This is a genomic window from Actinomadura miaoliensis (assembly GCF_039536785.1).
Taxonomy (GTDB): domain Bacteria; phylum Actinomycetota; class Actinomycetes; order Streptosporangiales; family Streptosporangiaceae; genus Spirillospora; species Spirillospora miaoliensis.
In genome coordinates this window covers 119,051-132,044 of sequence record NZ_BAAAZG010000017.1, presented here as the reverse complement: position 1 = coordinate 132,044, position 12,994 = coordinate 119,051, and the positions used below count along the sequence as shown (strand labels likewise).

The 12,994-nt window shown below is 73.1% G+C and carries 13 protein-coding genes; 4 read left to right on the top strand and 9 right to left on the bottom strand.

Translation table 11 applies throughout. The features are described from left to right. Nucleotide 1 precedes the first annotated feature (1 nt). Nucleotides 2-1,357 carry a HEAT repeat domain-containing protein gene (locus ABD811_RS14520; protein WP_344946727.1) on the top strand — a complete coding sequence of 452 codons (1,356 nt, stop codon included), beginning with the start codon at nucleotides 2-4 and terminating at the stop codon, nucleotides 1,355-1,357. Nucleotides 1,358-1,418: 61 nt separating this feature from the next. On the opposite strand, the gene ABD811_RS14515 is transcribed toward ABD811_RS14520, so the two are convergent. The 3 genes from ABD811_RS14515 to ABD811_RS14505 form a co-directional block, all read right to left on the bottom strand. Then, nucleotides 1,419-1,904 carry a hypothetical protein gene (locus tag ABD811_RS14515; protein WP_344946724.1) on the bottom strand — a complete coding sequence of 162 codons (486 nt, stop codon included), beginning with the start codon at nucleotides 1,902-1,904 and terminating at the stop codon, nucleotides 1,419-1,421. After that, on the bottom strand, nucleotides 1,901-3,490 hold the full coding sequence (locus tag ABD811_RS14510; RefSeq protein ID WP_344946721.1) for a class I adenylate-forming enzyme family protein: 1,590 nt from the start codon (nucleotides 3,488-3,490) through the stop codon (nucleotides 1,901-1,903). The genes ABD811_RS14515 and ABD811_RS14510 overlap by 4 nt, the downstream gene beginning before the upstream one ends. A gap of 64 nt (nucleotides 3,491-3,554) precedes the next feature. Then, on the bottom strand, nucleotides 3,555-4,358 hold the full coding sequence (locus tag ABD811_RS14505; protein WP_344946718.1) for an SAM-dependent methyltransferase: 804 nt from the start codon (nucleotides 4,356-4,358) through the stop codon (nucleotides 3,555-3,557). A gap of 490 nt (nucleotides 4,359-4,848) precedes the next feature. On the opposite strand from ABD811_RS14505, the gene ABD811_RS14500 reads away from it, so the two are divergent. Further along, nucleotides 4,849-6,870, top strand: coding sequence for a cellulose binding domain-containing protein (locus ABD811_RS14500; RefSeq protein WP_344946715.1), 2,022 nt, complete (start codon nucleotides 4,849-4,851; stop codon nucleotides 6,868-6,870). A 59-nt stretch (nucleotides 6,871-6,929) separates the two neighbouring features. Here ABD811_RS14500 and ABD811_RS14495 read toward each other — a convergent pair whose 3' ends face one another. Continuing rightward, nucleotides 6,930-8,510, bottom strand: a complete 1,581-nt coding sequence (locus ABD811_RS14495; protein ID WP_344946712.1) for a M28 family metallopeptidase — start codon at nucleotides 8,508-8,510, stop codon at nucleotides 6,930-6,932. Nucleotides 8,511-8,743: 233 nt separating this feature from the next. Between ABD811_RS14495 and ABD811_RS14490 the strand changes: the two genes are divergently transcribed. Then, nucleotides 8,744-9,133, top strand: a complete 390-nt coding sequence (locus ABD811_RS14490) for an MmcQ/YjbR family DNA-binding protein (RefSeq protein ID WP_344946709.1) — start codon at nucleotides 8,744-8,746, stop codon at nucleotides 9,131-9,133. 43 nt (nucleotides 9,134-9,176) lie between these two features. Here ABD811_RS14490 and ABD811_RS14485 read toward each other — a convergent pair whose 3' ends face one another. Then, entirely contained in the window at nucleotides 9,177-9,344 is a 168-nt protein-coding gene (locus ABD811_RS14485; RefSeq protein WP_344946706.1) for a hypothetical protein, read from the bottom strand. A 191-nt stretch (nucleotides 9,345-9,535) separates the two neighbouring features. On the opposite strand from ABD811_RS14485, the gene ABD811_RS14480 reads away from it, so the two are divergent. Beyond that, nucleotides 9,536-11,206, top strand: a complete 1,671-nt coding sequence (locus ABD811_RS14480) for a serine/threonine-protein kinase (protein WP_344946703.1) — start codon at nucleotides 9,536-9,538, stop codon at nucleotides 11,204-11,206. Between the two features lie 59 nt (nucleotides 11,207-11,265). Here ABD811_RS14480 and ABD811_RS14475 read toward each other — a convergent pair whose 3' ends face one another. The 4 genes from ABD811_RS14475 to ABD811_RS14460 all read right to left on the bottom strand — a co-directional run. Further along, nucleotides 11,266-11,478 (bottom strand): DUF4303 domain-containing protein, encoded by a 213-nt coding sequence (locus ABD811_RS14475; protein ID WP_344946700.1) that lies wholly within the window; start codon nucleotides 11,476-11,478, stop codon nucleotides 11,266-11,268. 89 nt (nucleotides 11,479-11,567) lie between these two features. Further along, nucleotides 11,568-11,693 (bottom strand): hypothetical protein, encoded by a 126-nt coding sequence (locus ABD811_RS14470; RefSeq protein WP_344946698.1) that lies wholly within the window; start codon nucleotides 11,691-11,693, stop codon nucleotides 11,568-11,570. Between the two features lie 47 nt (nucleotides 11,694-11,740). Beyond that, a complete protein-coding gene (locus ABD811_RS14465; RefSeq protein ID WP_344946696.1) occupies nucleotides 11,741-12,556 on the bottom strand; it encodes an FAD:protein FMN transferase in 816 nt (271 codons plus the stop codon). A gap of 50 nt (nucleotides 12,557-12,606) precedes the next feature. Further along, on the bottom strand, nucleotides 12,607-12,994 hold a 388-nt coding region (locus tag ABD811_RS14460), incomplete at its 5' end, for an FMN-binding protein (RefSeq protein ID WP_344946694.1).

The window sequence follows — 12,994 nt, the reverse complement described above, 5'->3', positions numbered from 1 at the left end:
CGTGGGGACCGAGCACCAGATCGCGTTCTTCGTGCGAGAGATCTCAGAGGCCGCCCCGCCGCGGCGTGCGGCCGCCGCCAAAGGACTGGGACGGATCGGCCGCCCAGAGCACACCGCGGTCCTCATCGCGGCGGCGCGGGACGGCGATCCGGGGGTGCGCGCGGCCGCGGCGATCGGGCTCGGCAGGCTCCTGGCGCCCACGCGCGGGGAGCCGGCGCCGCGGGACGGGCGGCGCGCCGTCGAGAGGCCGGTCCACGACCTTCTGGTCGAACTGCTGGCCGACCCGGACGCGCGGGTCCTGCGCCGGGCCGCGTCGGCGGCGGACCGCCTGGGGCTGACCGGTCCGGCCGTCACCGCCGCGCTCGGGCGGCTGCTGCGCGACGAGGAGTACCACGTCAGGCTGAACGCGCTGGTCGCGCTGCGCCGGCTGGGCGAGCCCGGGGACGTCGAGGCGCTGGTCGACCTGCTCGACGATCCCGCGCGGGCGGTCCGGGACTTCGCGGGCGTGGTGGTCTGGAGGGTGCTGCACCTGCGGGAACACGACGACGTCCTGCTGCCCCCGCTGTCGCGGGTGGCGCTTTCGGGCCCGGGAAGGGCACGTGCGACGGCCCTGACCATGGTCGCCCAGCGCGGCCGCCGGGACCTCGCGGTCGCCGCGCTCACCGCCGCCGAGCCGGAGGTGCGGCAGGCCGCGGCAAGGATCCTGTCCCGGGATCCGCGGCCGGAGACGGCCGACCGCCTGCTCGCCGCGCTCGACGCCGAACGCGACCCCGCCGTGGCGAGGGTCCTGCTCGGTGTCGCCGGGCAATGCGGGGACCGCGGCCTGGCGGCGGCCGTCCGCTGGCTGCACGACCGCGAAGCCGGTCCGGTCGCCGCCTGGGCGATGGGCCGCATCGGCACACCCGGCGCCGTCCGGCGGCTGCGCGCGCTGGTGGCAGGCCGGACGGCGGTGCCTCCGGCGGTGCGCGGCGCCGCCGCCCGCGCGCTGGGGGCGGCGGGCGACCGGCACGACGCCGAGTCCCTGATCGCCCTTCTCGACGACTCGGACGGGGACGTCCGGCTGGGCGCTCTGCAGGGCCTCGCCTCGCTGGACCTGGACGGATGGCGGGCACGCCGGCAGCGGGCCCGCGTCGTGGAGGCGCTGCTGAGCAGGTGGGCCGCGCATCCGGTGCTGATCTGGTACTTCTACAGCGCGCTGAGGCATCACCCCGAGACACGGCGGCCGGAGGTGCGCGCACGGCTGCGGCGGCTGGTCAAGGAGTCGGCCGGAGACGGCCGGGCGGCGGCGCTGGCGCTGCTGGCCGACACCGACGTACGGGCCGCCGCCGACGCCCTGCGCGTTCTGGATCCGGGCTGACCCGTGGCCGCCGCATCCCGCGGTCCCGCATCCCGCGGTCCCGCATCACGGACGGCGCCGGTCACTCCATCTCGAATGCCTCGGCGTCGCTGAGGTCGTCGACCCGGATCGGTGTCCGCTGCTCGAAGGCGACCGCGATGCCGTAGGGGTGGCAGATGGGGAACCGCCCCTCGGCGAAGCGTATGTGCCACTCGTCGACATAGAAGTTGAGCTGCGGAGAGTCCACCGGCAGGTCCGTGGCGCGCAGTTCCCGGTAGGGATCGATGTCCGCCTCGGCGAGGCCGAAGAAAGCCGGGTCGCCGACGAGCGTCCCGTGCATGAAACGAAGTCCGGCCTCGAGGTAACGGTCGACGTCACCGAGCACCTCGGCGACAAGGGGCAGGTCGGCCTGGTCGAGCTCCTCGGAGCCTTCGAGCACTATCGTCGCCTGGACCGGCATGCCGTAGAGCGAGCTGTCCGCAGGTCGCTCGACGCCCCACAGGCGCACGGCGCCAGGACCTCGTTCACAGATCAGCTTCCCGATGCCGGTGCGGTGCACGGAGGTCACGAGACTTCTCTCGCGTCCGCGCCCTGGGAGTCCGCCAGGTGGCGCTCCTTGAGCAGGGACTTGTGGATCTTCCCCACGGGGGTCAGCGGCACGTCGGTGGTGACGACGAACTGACGCGGGACCTTGTAGTCGGCCAGCCGGTCCCGGCAGTAGGCGGTGAGCTCCTCGGCGGTGGGGGGCTCGGCCCCCGGCCGGGGCACCACGTAGAAGCGGCCGACCTCGCCGAGAACGTCGTCGGGCACGCCGATCCCCGCGGCCATCGCGACCTTCGGGTGCGCGGTCAGGACGTTCTCGATCTCCACCGGGTAGACGTTGAAGCCGCCCTGGATGTACATCTCCTTCTTGCGGCCGCGCAGCACCAGGTGCCCGGAGGGCTCCATCTCCACCATGTCGCCGGTGGCCAGCCAGCCGTCCGGCAGGAAGACCTCGGCGGTCTCCGCCGGCATGTCCCAGTACCCGGCGGCCACGCAGCCGCCGCGGATCTGCAGCTCGCCGGCCTCCCCGGGCGGCAGGACGGCCCCGTCCCGGCCGACCACCCGCGCCTCGAAGTCGCCGATCACCGCGCCGAGGGTGCGGGACACCGTCTCCGGGTCGTCGTCCCGGCGCGACAGGACGCACGCGCCCGACGATTCCGACAGCCCGTACAGGCCGTACAGCGACGCCGCCGGGAAGCCCCGCCGGATCGTCTCGGCCAGCGCGGGTTCCATGTTGGAGCCGCCCGCTATGCAGATCCGCACCGACGACACGTCGCGGTCGGCGAAGTCGTCGCGGCCGAGCATCAGGACGTACATCGTCGGCACCGCGGCGAGGACGGTCACGCGGTGACGTTCGATCGCGCGCAGCGAGGCGTCCGGGCCGAACGCGGGCACCAGCGCCACCGCTCCCCCGCTGACCAGCGCGGTCATGATGGTGCAGGTGATGCCGCCGACGTGGTTGAACGGCAGGTGCCCGAGCTGGACGTCGCCGGGGCCCATCGCGAAGTGCTCGGCCTGCGCCGAAGCCGAGGCCAGGATGCCGCAATGGGTGATGACCGCGCCCTTGGGGCGTCCGGTGGTCCCGGAGGTGTAGAGGATCAGCAGCGGGTGGTCCGGGGTCACCTCCTCGCGGGCCGCCGTCAGCGCCGCCGCGTCGACCGGGGTCGCGGTCAGCTCGTCGAACGAGACGCTGCCCGCGAATCCCCCGCCGAAGAACACGTAGTCGCGCACGTCCGGCAGCTGCGCGCGGAAGCCGTCGAAGAACGCCGCGAAGTCGAAGCCGGGGACGGCGTCCACGCTGACCACCATGCGGGCGCCGCTCTGGCCGAGCATGTACGACAGCTCCCGCTCCCGGTACCGCACGTTCAGCGGGACGACGACCGCGCCGATCCGCGCGGCGCCGAAGAAGACGGCCAGCCACTGCGGCGTGTTCGGGCCCAGCAGCCCGATCCGGTCGCCGCGCCGGACGCCGCGCGCCAGCAGCCCGGCCGCGACCCGGTCGGCCAGCTCGTCGAACCGGCCGAACGTGAGGGTGTCGTCGCCGTCGTGCAGGAACGCCCCGCCCCGTTCCGCCGCGTCCGCCAGCGCGGCCCCGACCGTCATGGCTCGCATGTCGCCCTCTCCCTCGGCCATGTCCTCCCCAACGACCAACGATCGGAGCCGGTCCGCCACGACCTCAGGACTTGCGGCCGACGCCCGCGTAGAACCAGATGCGCAGCGCCTCCTCGGTGCTCACCGGCTGCTCCGGACGCCACAGCGGCGCCCACACCAGCCCGGGGTCGAGCAGCTCGAAGTCGCCGAACAGCGCGCGCACCTGCTCGGCGGTGCGCGGCGTTCCGGGCGCGGAGGTCTTCTTGTAGACCTCGACGACCTTGGCGACCACGTCGGGGATGCCGTCGGCCGAGGCGTGCGTCAGCGCCAGGTGGCTGCCGGGCGCCAGGGCGTCGCGCAGGTGGGCCATGATGCCGGGCGGGTCGTCCTCGTCCGGGATGAAGTGCAGCGTCGCCACCAGCAGCAGCGCCACCGGCTTGCTGAGGTCCAGCAGCTTGCCGGTGTCGGGGTGGTCGAGGATCTCCTGGGGACGGCGCAGGTCGGCCTGGACGATCCGCACGTTTCCCGACCCGGCGAGCAGCGCCCGCGCGTGCGCGACGACCTGCTCGTCGTAGTCGACGTACACCACGCGGGCGTCGGGGTTCACCGAGTGCGCGATCTGGTGCACGTTCTGCTGGGTGGGCAGGCCGGTGCCGATGTCGAGGAACTGGTCGATGCCCTGCTCGGCGAGATGGCGCACCGCACGTCCGAGGAAGGCCCGGTTGGCCTTGATCGTGGACAGCAGGGTGGGATCGGCGGACATCGCCTCCTCGGCCCGCACCCGGTCGGCCTCGTAGTGGTCCTTGCCACCGAGGTAGTAGTCGTACATGCGAGCAATGTTCGGCACACTCGGGTCGAAACCCTTCGGCCGAGGCCGCTCGTCCGCCACCGTCGCTCCTCACCGGCCGTGCGTACTGACGCAGGAGTCACGGGCCACGCCGTGCGATGTTCACGATCATCCTAGTGTCAGATCGCGCCTTTCCGGCCGCACTGTTCCCACCAGTCTCCAGCGAAACACCAGCTAACCGGCAATCAGCTACATAACACCTCCAACCCAGACGGCGAATCGGTCGCGGGGCCGGTTCCTCTCCGGCGCGACGTCCACACGGGCGGTGGGACCCGGCGTGAAAGTTTTCACGGAACGCGGGAGCGGCGGAAGGGGCCGCGAGGGCGGAGGCGGGCACCTCGGAGACGCCGGGACAGGGGCGCTGAACAGGCATGACGCGGTTTCTGCAGCGCGGGCCCGGCCGGCGGCGGAAGAGGGCGGCGGCTCGGGTCGGCGTTGACACGGGGGTGGGGCGATCTCAGCATGAGGCCACTTGATCACCGCTGTGTCGATGGGACATCCCATGCGGATTCGCCGTTTTCTCGCCGCGCTCGTGACGTCGCTTCTGGGCGGCGCCGTTCTCGTCGGCCCCGGGCATTCCAGCGCGGCGTCCACGGCGGTCGCGGTCACCGTCAACGTCCGGGGCGGGCTGGCGACCATGCCGGAGACCGGACTCGGGATCAACGACGCGATCTGGGACTCCCAGCTCGGCACCACGGCGGTGTCCGACCTGATGAAGTCGGCCGGGGTGCGGGTCAAACGGTACCCGGGCGGTTCCTACGGCGACATCTATCACTGGAAGGACCACACCGCTCCGGGTGGCTACGTGGCGCCGGGCACCGACTTCGACACGTTCATGGCGTCGGTGAAGCGGATGGACGCCGAGCCGATGATCATCGCCAACTACGGCACCGGGACGCCCGAGGAGGCCGCCGACTGGGTGCGGTACGCCAACGTGACCAAGAAGTACGGCACCAGGTACTGGGTGGTCGGCAACGAGAACTACGGCAACGGCCACTACGGCGCGGCGTGGGAGGCCGACCACCACCCGGACAAGAGCCCGGCGGCGTATGCGCGCGGCGTCGTCGCCTTCGCCGACGCGATGAAGGCGGTCGACCCGGCGATCAAGGTCGGCGCGGTGCTCACCATGCCCGCGAACTGGCCGGACGCCCTGGTCGGCGAGGGCGACGCGGGCAGCTGGAACCAGACGGTGCTGTCGATCGCCGGATCGAAGATCGACTTCGTGGACGTGCACTGGTACCCGGGCGGCGGCACCGCGGCCGAGGCGCTGGCCAAGTCCGCGCACATCGACGACGCCATGTACCTGCTGCGCGGGCAGATCGACCGCTACGCCGGCGGCCGGCGCCTCGGCATCAGTCTCACCGAGACCAACGTGGGGGTCGGCCCCAACACCCAGCCGGGCGCGCTGTTCCTGGCCGACGTCTACAGCGGGCTGCTGAAGAACGGCGTCTTCACCGTCAACTGGTGGAACGTGCACAACGGCATCGACAAGGTGTCCACGGTCGCCGGGCACACCGACTACGGCGACTTCGGGATGCTCTCCAGCGGGACGTGCACGCCGGACGGGTCGGTGTGCGAGCCGCCGCTCAACACGCCGTTCGCGCCCTACCACGGGCTGTCGATGATGAACCTGTTCGTCCGTCCCGGTGACCGGTTCGTCCAGGCCGGGACGGACGATCCGCTGGTCACCGCGCACGCCGCGCGCCGTCCCGACGGCGACCTGGCGGTGCTGCTGCTGAACAAGGACCCCGACAACGAGCGCACGGTGAACCTCGACTACGTCGGGTACACCCCGGCCGGCGGCGCTCCCACCGTGTACTCCCACGTCAACGGCGGCACCTCGATCACCTCCGGGCGCGACGGCGGCGCCACGACCCGGACGCTGCCGCCCTACTCGCTGACGACGCTCGTCCTGCACCCGGCGAGCAAGCCGTCCGGCGCGCCGGCCGAGCCCGGCGCCCCCACCGCCGCGCAGGTCACCGACCGCACCGCCGCGATCTCCTGGCCCGCGGCCGCCGCCGGGGACCACCCGATCGCCAAGTACGAGGTGTACCGGCAGGACGGCGCGACCAGCGAGCAGCTCGGCGAGACCGCGGGGACCTCGTTCACGGCGCGCAACCTCAGGCCCGGCACCCGGTACACCGTCAACGTGCTGGCGCGCGACACCGCGGGCAAGGTCTCCTGGGCGTCGCCTCCGCTCACCTTCACCACCGGCACGCCGAAGGACAGCACCTGCACCGTCCGCTACAGCGCCAACGGCGACTGGTCGAACGGCTACATCGCGAGCGTCGACATCACCAACACCGGCCCCGCCTCCGTCAACGGCTGGACGCTCGCCTTCACCTGGCCGACCGGATGGCAGCAGATGAACGGCGGCTGGAACGGCGCCTGGCAGCAGAACGGCCGGGACGTCAAGGTCACCAACCTCGACCACAACGCCGAACTCGCCGCGGGCGGGGGCACGGTGAACGTGGGCTTCGTCGCCGGATACAGCGGCCCGAACGTCCTGCCGTCGGTGTTCACCCTCAACGGCACCGTCTGCCACGCCGAATGAGAAGGAGCCCGTGTACGCAACGCACCCGGGCGTGCGCGCGTACACGCGCGCCGAAGGTTCTACTTGGTCAGCCCGTGGTCGTGGCCGTGGCCGGCGGCGGCCGCGCGGGCGGCGCCCGTGGTCGCGGTCCGGGTCTCGGGGCCGGGCAGGTCGCTGCTGTAGGCGTAGGTGAGGGTGGAGTGGGCGATCGCGCCCAGGTTCACCGCGAGCGCCCGGTCGTTGATGTTCGACAGGTCGTCGCACGCCTGGTGGTAGCAGTGGTCGTACGCCTCACCGGCGGTGCCGCCGAACAGCGCGGCCTCCTCGGCGGTCTTGACGCCCTCGGCGCCGGTGAACAGGCCGCCGGACGGGATGCCGACGGCGATGAACGGGCCGTAGTCGGAGCGGCCGTCGAAGTCGGTGCCGACGTGGCCGAGGCGCAGGGCGTCGAAGTACTTCTCGAAGGTCTTCTCGATCTCGTCCGATCCGGGCGGACCGGCCGGGGAGCCCACGCCGTCGGAGTCGTCCCCGTCGTAGATCTTGAAGGCGTAGTTGGGCGAGGCGACCATGTCGTAGTTCAGGTAGAGCCGGATCCTGGCGCGGTCGGCCTCAGACAGGTTCGCCACGTAGTGCTCGGCGCCCAGCAGGCCGAGCTCCTCGGCGCCCCACCAGGCGAACCGCACCTTGTTCTTGGGTTTCAGCTCGGCCGTGCGCAGGGCGACCTCGAGCAGCGCGGCGCTGCCGGAGCCGTTGTCGTTGATGCCCGGTCCGGCCAGGACGCTGTCGAGGTGGGCGCCGCTCATGACGACCCGGTCCGCGCGTCCCTTCTTCGATTCGGCCAGCACGTTCCAGGTGGTGCGGTTCTCGCTCTCGGTGTCGGTCCTGACCCGCACGACGGTGCCCGCCGGGGAGGCCAGGTCCTCACCGACCGCGAAGCTGGTGCCGACCACCGGGATGGTGAGGCCGGGCTGGTTGAGGGTGCCCTGCAGGGTCTCGGTGCGGCCCGGCTGCCCCTCGTTGAAGATGATCACGCCGGCCGCGCCGGCGGCCTGGGCATTGCGGGCCTTGTCCTCGAAGTTGCAGGTGCCGCGCTGCAGCAGCGCGATGTTCCCGGCGGTGAACGAGGCGAAGTCGGACGCCTCGCACCCGCTGGTGGAGCCGGGCTGCGGCGCCGGCGGCAGCGTCAGGTCGACGGCCTGCACGGTCGCGGTGACGTCGCCCGACCCGGAGTAGGTCATGGTGGCGAAGTCGCCGAGCGAACTGCCGTCCGGCGGGGTCGGCCGGTAGGTGGCCGGGTCCGGGGAGACCTGGTTCAGCAGCGCCGTGGACTTCTCCTGGAAGAAGGGGAACTCGAACGGCTGGACGGTCACGTTGTACCCGGCCTTGCGCAGCTGCCCCGCCACGTAGTCGCGGGAGGCGGCGTAGCCGGGCGTGCCCGAGGCGCGGGTGCCGCCGTTGGCATTGGCGATCGACTGCAGCGTCTGCAGATGCCGCTTGGCGCCGGGCGCGGTGATCGACGCCATGACGCGCCGCTGGTCGGCCGTGCCGGGATCGGCTCCGGCGGGGGCGGCCAGCGACAGCGGCAGGGCGAGCGCCGCGACCGCGGTGGCGGCGCGGAACCCGGCCCGGCGCAGGTGGGCGTTCCGAGGGTGTAGACGCATTCGGCTGCTCCACAGGGGGACGAAGGGGATGACGCTTCCCCGAGCTCGATCTCGGAACGTAGCGCCATTCCCCTGCGGCGCGCATGGCCGGAGGTGGCCGCCGACCCGATGCGGTCCACCCCGGATCCGCACCGCCGTCCGGCGGGAAGCGACGTCGCGCGCCCGCCACCGGCATTGTCGGTGGGTGCGCCTAGGCTGGGCGACCTGCTTCGGGGTGGAAGGGATGCACCGGCATGGAAGACCTGGATGCGGCGGCACGGCTGCGGGAGATCTGCCTGTCCCTGCCGGAGGCGGTGGAGAAACCGTTCGGCGGTCACACCGCGCCTTCGTATCGGGTGCGGGACAAACTGTTCGTGATGACCACCGAGGACGGGCTGACGATGATGTTCAAGGGCGGCCCGGGGGTGCAGGAGGCCCTGGTCGCCGAGGACCCGGAGCGCTTCTTCGTCCCGGCGTACGTCGGCCACAAGGGGTGGGTGGGCGCCCGCATGGACGTCGACCAGGACTGGGACGAGATCGCCGAACTCGTCGAGGACAGCTACCGCCTGATCGCTCCCAAACGCCTGGCCGCGCTCCTCACGCAGCGCCGGGACGAAGCCGGCGGCGCGCCCGCCACCGCCTGACGCGCACCGGTCGGGGCGCTCCTCGAACTCGCTCGGACCTGCTTCAGGAGGCGGGGTAGCCGAGGGCGCGGCGGCTCAACCCGAGGAGGAGGGCGCACAGTTCGTCCTCCTCCTCGGGGCGGTGTTCGCGGGAGAACAGCATGGAGAAGTTGCGTCCGCACATGTAGGTGAGCGTGCCGCACATGGCGCGGGCGTCGCCGAGGCCGGGCACGGTCTGTTCCAGCGCCTCGGCCAGGACGTCCGCGGCTCCGCCGAAGAAGCGCCGTCAGGTGTCGCGCAGTGTCGCGTCCCGGCCGGTCTGGTCGATGAGGCGCAGATCAGGCCGCTCTTGCGCCGCCTCAACGCCGTGTCAGAGCGTCGTTATACTGCGTCCGCGATCATACGACCCCTGGAGGCCGGGACGTGACCTTGGAGGAGCTGCGTCCGGAGGATCCGCGCGCCATCGGCTCCTACCGTCTGCTGGCACGGCTCGGCGCGGGCGGCATGGGCCGGGTCTTCCTGGGCAGGTCGTCCGGTGGCCGGACCGTGGCGATCAAGCTGGTGCACGCGGAACTGGCCCATGATCCGGACTTTCGCCGCCGTTTCCGGCACGAGGTGCGGGCGGCGCGCGAGGTGGGCGGCGAGTTCACCGCGCCGGTCCTGGACGCCGACACCGAGTCCGACGCCCCCTGGCTGGCCACCGGGTTCATCGCCGGGCCCACGCTGCACCAGGTCGTCGAGCGGGACCACGGGCCGCTGCCGGAGTTCACGGTGCGGCGCCTGGCGCACGGGCTGGCCGCCGCGCTGCGGGCGGTGCACGGCGCCGGGCTCGTCCACCGCGATCTCAAGCCGTCCAACGTGCTGCTGACGCTGGACGGCCCCCGCGTGATCGACTTCGGGATCGCCCGCGCGGTGGACGCCAGCGTCGCGACCCGTACCGGGGCGGTCATCGGAACGCCCGCGTTCATGTCGCCCGAGCAGGTGCGCGGCGAGCGGGTCGGCCCGGCCGGCGACGTGTTCTCGCTGGGATCGGTGCTCGCGTTCGCGGCGACCGGACGGCAGCCGTTCGCCACCCCCGACGGCGGCGTGCACGCGCTGATGATGCGGGTGGTGTCGGCCGAACCCGACCTGGACGGGATGACCGAGCCGCTGCGCTCCCTCGTCGCCGACTGCCTGGCCAAGGACCCGCGGCAGCGCCCGTCGCTCGACGAGATCGCGCGCCGGGCCGCCGAGGACGATGTCCGCCGGGAGTCGTGGCTGCCCGCCGGCCTGGTGGAGCGGCTCGGCCGATACGCCGTCCGGCTGCTCGACCTGGAACAGCCCGACGCCACCCGGCGGCTGCCGGACGATCCGGCCGGGACGCCGCCCCACCCGCACGGGCCGCCCGCCGCCCATCAACCGCCGAGCCCGCCGCTCGGCCCGGCCGTCCACGCCGCTCCCCCGCCCCCGTTCGCACGGCCCCAGCCCCTGCCTCCGGGCACACCGGTGCCGGGCACCGTGCCGCCCGGCGCGCCGCCGCCCGGCCACCCGGCCGCGTGGCAGACGCGGCCGCCCGCCCCGGGCCGCTCGCGGCTGCCGGTCTACATCGCGAGCGCCGCGGCCGTCTTCGTCGCCGCCGTGGTCCTCGTGGTCGCGACGTCGTCCGGCGACGGCGACGGTGAAGGGGCCGTGGCCGGTTCGGAACGGCCCCGTGGCACCGCGGGAACCGGACGCGCCGCCGAGCCGCCCGCCACCCGGCAGGCATCGCCGGGCACGCGGGACGCCGCCGGGGGCGCCGCCGTCCCCGCCAAGCTCGTCGGTACCTGGGAGGGCGAGATCACCGGCGGGCAGACGCGCCGCATGACGGTCCGGCAGGGACGGACGGGCAGCGAGATCGTCACCACCCGCACCGTCCACGGGACCACCGAATGCCGCGGGGTGGGCGAACTGGTGTCGTCGGGCGAGCGAATGATCGTGATCCGTACCCGGGTCACCTACAGCAAGCCCAGCTACGCCTGCTCCAGCGTGGGAAAGCAGAGCCTCACGCTGGTCGGCGACGACACCGTCGAGTACCGCGCCGGCGGCTCCAGCGGCCTGCTGAAAAGGAAGACCTGAGCGGACGTGCCGTCAGGCGGGTCGGATGATCATCCGCCGGCCGGCCGCTGTTCCAGCCGTCACCCGGCATTGATCGTCCACAGGTTGACGGGCGGACCCGCGTCGACGTCACGGCCCACGCGGCGATTGCAGGTCGGCAGGACGTAGGCGGCGAACGCGTCGGTGTAGAGCCCGAAGCAGTAGAACGACTCGCCGGGGTGCTCCCGGCGCACTTCGGTGAAGGCGGCACGGGCCGCGTCGGCCAGGCGCGTCACCAGGTCCTCGAACGACATCTCGTGAGGATCCCAGACACCGTTCCGGCGGGGTGATCGTGAGGTCGGGGCGGGGACGCCGTCCGGTGAGCGGCTCCCAGGGCCGTTGCTCAGGGCCGTTCGGCGGCCGCACCGGTGTCGCGCGGCGGTGCGGGACCGGTGACGCTGATCGAGACGCCGACGCCGAGCCCGGCGAGCAGCGCCGTGGTGACGAGGAACAGGAAGAACTTGTGCATGGGGCTGGCCTTCCGTGATCGGCTGGGCGGGGACGGGACACGGCCGCTCAGGGACGCGCGGCGGCCGGTTCGGCGGGGTCGTCGCCCGGGTCCGCGAGCTCGGGGGGCTCGGTGTCGGCCGCCACGGGGAGCCCGCCGGAGCGGTAGGCGTGGCCGTCGTGGGTGACGGCGGCCGACTCGTAACCGGAGGAGGCGAGCCGCGCCAGCCACAGCAGTCCGTCGCGTCCCATGGCCAGCGCGGCGGTGGCGTAGGCGTCGGCGACGGCCAGGTCCGGGCCGGTGACGGTGACCGAGCACAGCTCGCGGGCCGGTTCGCCGGAGTGCGGGTCGATGACGTGGTGGCCGCGTTCGTAGGTGCCGGACGTGGCCACGGCCAGGTCGGTGCCGGTCACCACCCATGCCAGCCTGTCCGGCTCCCACGGATGGCGGATCCCGATGCGCCAGGCGCGGCCGGGCTCGGGACGTCCGCGGCTGCGCACGTCCCCGCCCGCGTCGATGCAGTGGTTGAGGGCGCCCGCGCGGGCCAGGCGGCGGGAGGCGACCTCGACCGACCAGCCCTTGACGTACCCGGAGGGGTCCAGCCGCCCGGTGGCCCGCGCGTCGAAGTAGCCGCCGGTGCGGCGGCGCAGGGCCGCGCAGGCGTCCAGCACGGCGCGCGTGTCCGGGGAGCACTCCTCCGCCGTCAGCTCGCCGGTGTCGAGCCGGGTGATCTCGCTGTCGTCGCGGTAGGTGCTGAACCGCCGGTCCACCTCGTGCAGCCAGGCGCAGGTCTGCTCGACCAGTTCGATCAGCGTGCCGCGCGGGAGCAGGTCGGCGATCTCGATGCCGACCGCCGTGCCCATGACGTGCTCGATGTGGTGCATGCTCGGGTGCCGCCCTCCGTGCGTCCTGCGGGGTCTCGCCTGCGCCGAGGTCAGGCGCGCGCCGCCGCCAGCGCGGACTGCAGCGAGGCGGCGAACGAACGGCTGGTGTAGGTGGCGCCGGAGACGGCGTTGATCCGGGCGCTCTGGGCCTGGAGGGTCTCCTGCCGCAGCAGCGGGATGGCGCGCCGGTTGACCTGCAGCGTCCTGGCGGGGGACGTGGCGTGGGTGGCGGCGACCCCGGTGATCCGCCCGTTGGCCACCCTGATGGTGACCTGGATGGGGCCGTAGGGGTTGACCGAGGCGCCGCCCCGGAACAGGCCGTTCTTCAGCCCGTTCGCGGCGGCCGCACCGCCGGCCCCGGCGCCCGCGCCGGAACGCGAGCCGCCCGCGCCCGCCTGGCCGGGCGCGGTCGATGACCGGCCGGCCCCGGGCGCGGCG